Below are 632 nucleotides of genomic sequence, written 5' to 3'. Positions count from 1 at the left end.
TGCTAAAAGTATTATTACTCTTTGTACTGTTGATTGCCGGGATCGTCGTTGGTCCAATGATTGCCGGTCATCAGGGCTACGTGCTGATCCAAACCGATAATTACAACATTGAAACCAGCGTGACGGGCCTGGTGATCATCCTGATCGTCGCGATGGTCGTCCTGTTTGCGATTGAATGGCTGCTGCGCCGAATTTTCCGCACCGGCGCGCATACCCGCGGATGGTTTGTCGGCCGTAAACGTCGCCGCGCCCGCAAGCAGACTGAACAAGCGCTGCTCAAACTGGCGGAAGGCGATTATCAGCAGGTTGAAAAGCTGATGTCGAAAAACGCCGATCACGCTGAGCAACCGGTAGTGAATTACCTGCTGGCAGCAGAAGCGGCCCAGCAACGTGGCGATGAAGCGCGCGCGAATCAACACCTTGAGCGTGCAGCTGAACTGGCCGGGAATGATACGATCCCGGTAGAAATCGCTCGCGTTCGTCTGCAACTGGCGCGTAATGAAAATCACGCCGCGCGCCACAGCGTAGATAAGCTGCTGGAGGTGACGCCGCGTCATCCGGAAGTGCTGCGTCTGGCTGAGCAAGCCTACATTCGCACCGGCGCATGGAGTTCGTTACTGGATATCATTCCA

1 protein-coding gene is annotated in these 632 nt (G+C 55.7%); it reads left to right on the top strand.

Translation table 11 applies throughout. The annotated features are described in order from the left end of the window. The coding region (locus KQJ18_RS24310; protein WP_275945720.1) for a heme biosynthesis HemY N-terminal domain-containing protein at nucleotides 1-632 on the top strand (632 nt) is incomplete at both ends.

Source organism: Citrobacter sp. S55_ASV_140, assembly GCF_018919505.1.
Taxonomy (GTDB): domain Bacteria; phylum Pseudomonadota; class Gammaproteobacteria; order Enterobacterales; family Enterobacteriaceae; genus Citrobacter; species Citrobacter werkmanii.
The sequence above is the reverse complement of the archived record's forward strand: the minus strand, read 5'-3'. Positions and strand labels throughout refer to the sequence as shown.